Source organism: Kitasatospora sp. NPDC051914 (genome assembly GCF_040680995.1).
Taxonomy (GTDB): domain Bacteria; phylum Actinomycetota; class Actinomycetes; order Streptomycetales; family Streptomycetaceae; genus Kitasatospora.
The window spans coordinates 1-2,329 of the sequence record NZ_JBFAXX010000156.1 but is presented as its reverse complement, the minus strand read 5'-3'; the positions used below and the strand labels follow the sequence as shown (position 1 = coordinate 2,329).

Sequence of the window (2,329 nt, the reverse complement as noted above, 5' to 3'; positions counted from 1 at the left end):
ACGGGGCTTCCATATCCGGCCTATCAACCCAGTCGTCTACTGGGAGCCTTACCCTCTCAAAGGAGGTGGGAGTGCTCATCTCGAAGCAGGCTTCCCGCTTAGATGCTTTCAGCGGTTATCCCTCCCGAACGTAGCCAACCAGCCATGCCCTTGGCAGGACAACTGGCACACCAGAGGTTCGTCCGTCCCGGTCCTCTCGTACTAGGGACAGCCCTTCTCAACACTCCTACGCGCACAGCGGATAGGGACCGAACTGTCTCACGACGTTCTAAACCCAGCTCGCGTACCGCTTTAATGGGCGAACAGCCCAACCCTTGGGACCTACTCCAGCCCCAGGATGCGACGAGCCGACATCGAGGTGCCAAACCATCCCGTCGATATGGACTCTTGGGGAAGATCAGCCTGTTATCCCCGGGGTACCTTTTATCCGTTGAGCGACGGCGCTTCCACAAGCCACCGCCGGATCACTAGTCCCTACTTTCGTACCTGCTCGACCCGTCAGTCTCACAGTCAAGCTCCCTTGTGCACTTACACTCAACACCTGATTGCCAACCAGGCTGAGGGAACCTTTGGGCGCCTCCGTTACCCTTTAGGAGGCAACCGCCCCAGTTAAACTACCCACCAGACACTGTCCCTGATCCGGATCACGGACCCAGGTTAGACATCCAGCACGACCAGAGTGGTATTTCAACGGCGACTCCACAACAACTGGCGTTGCTGCTTCACAGTCTCCCACCTATCCTACACAAGCCGAACCGAACACCAATATCAAGCTATAGTAAAGGTCCCGGGGTCTTTCCGTCCTGCTGCGCGAAACGAGCATCTTTACTCGTAATGCAATTTCACCGGGCCTGTGGTTGAGACAGTCGAGAAGTCGTTACGCCATTCGTGCAGGTCGGAACTTACCCGACAAGGAATTTCGCTACCTTAGGATGGTTATAGTTACCACCGCCGTTTACTGGCGCTTAAGTTCTCAGCTTCGCCCGACCGAAATCGGACTAACCGGTCCCCTTAACGTTCCAGCACCGGGCAGGCGTCAGTCCGTATACATCGCCTTACGGCTTCGCACGGACCTGTGTTTTTAGTAAACAGTCGCTTCTCGCTGGTCTCTGCGGCCACCCCCAGCTCGGAGTGCAAGACTCGTCACCAGGGCTGGCCCCCCTTCTCCCGAAGTTACGGGGGCATTTTGCCGAGTTCCTTAACCACAGTTCACCCGAACGCCTCGGTATTCTCTACCTGACCACCTGAGTCGGTTTGGGGTACGGGCCGCCATGAAACTCGCTAGAGGCTTTTCTCGACAGCATAGGATCATCCACTTCACCACAATCGGCTCGGCATCGGGTCTCAGCCTTGATGAGTGACGGATTTGCCTATCACTCGGCCTACACCCTTACCCCGGGACAACCACCGCCCGGGCTGGACTACCTTCCTGCGTCACCCCATCGCTCACCTACTACCACCTTGGGCCACCGGCTCCACCACTCCCCTTCACCCGAAGGATCCGGGGCGGCTTCACGGGCTTAGCATCAGAGGGTTCAGCGTTGGCGCTTCACAGCGGGTACGGGAATATCAACCCGTTGTCCATCGACTACGCCTGTCGGCCTCGCCTTAGGTCCCGACTTACCCTGGGCAGATCAGCTTGACCCAGGAACCCTTGGTCAATCGGCGCAAGAGTTTCCCACTCTTGTATCGCTACTCATGCCTGCATTCTCACTCGTGAACCGTCCACGACTCGATTCCTCGGCCGCTTCACCCGGCACACGACGCTCCCCTACCCATCCACAGCGCCGTTGGGCGTATTCTGTGAATGACACGACTTCGGTGGTGTGCTTGAGCCCCGCTACATTGTCGGCGCGGAATCACTTGACCAGTGAGCTATTACGCACTCTTTCAAGGGTGGCTGCTTCTAAGCCAACCTCCTGGTTGTCTCTGCGACTCCACATCCTTTCCCACTTAGCACACGCTTAGGGACCTTAGTCGGTGTTCTGGGCTGTTTCCCTCTCGACCATGGAGCTTATCCCCCACAGTCTCACTGCCGCGCTCTCACTTACCGGCATTCGGAGTTTGGCTAAGGTCAGTAACCCGGTGAGGCCCATCGCCTATCCAGTGCTCTACCTCCGGCAAGAAACACGCGACGCTGCACCTAAATGCATTTCGGGGAGAACCAGCTATCACGGAGTTTGATTGGCCTTTCACCCCTAACCACAGGTCATCCCCCAGGTTTTCAACCCTGGTGGGTTCGGTCCTCCACACGGTCTTACCCGCGCTTCAACCTGCCCATGGCTAGATCACTCCGCTTCGGGTCTTGGGCATGCAACTCGAACGCCCT

At 57.4% G+C, this 2,329-nt stretch carries 1 rRNA gene; it reads right to left on the bottom strand.

The features are described from left to right. A 23S ribosomal RNA gene (locus AB0M03_RS39580) occupies positions 1-2,329 on the bottom strand; the annotation flags it as partial.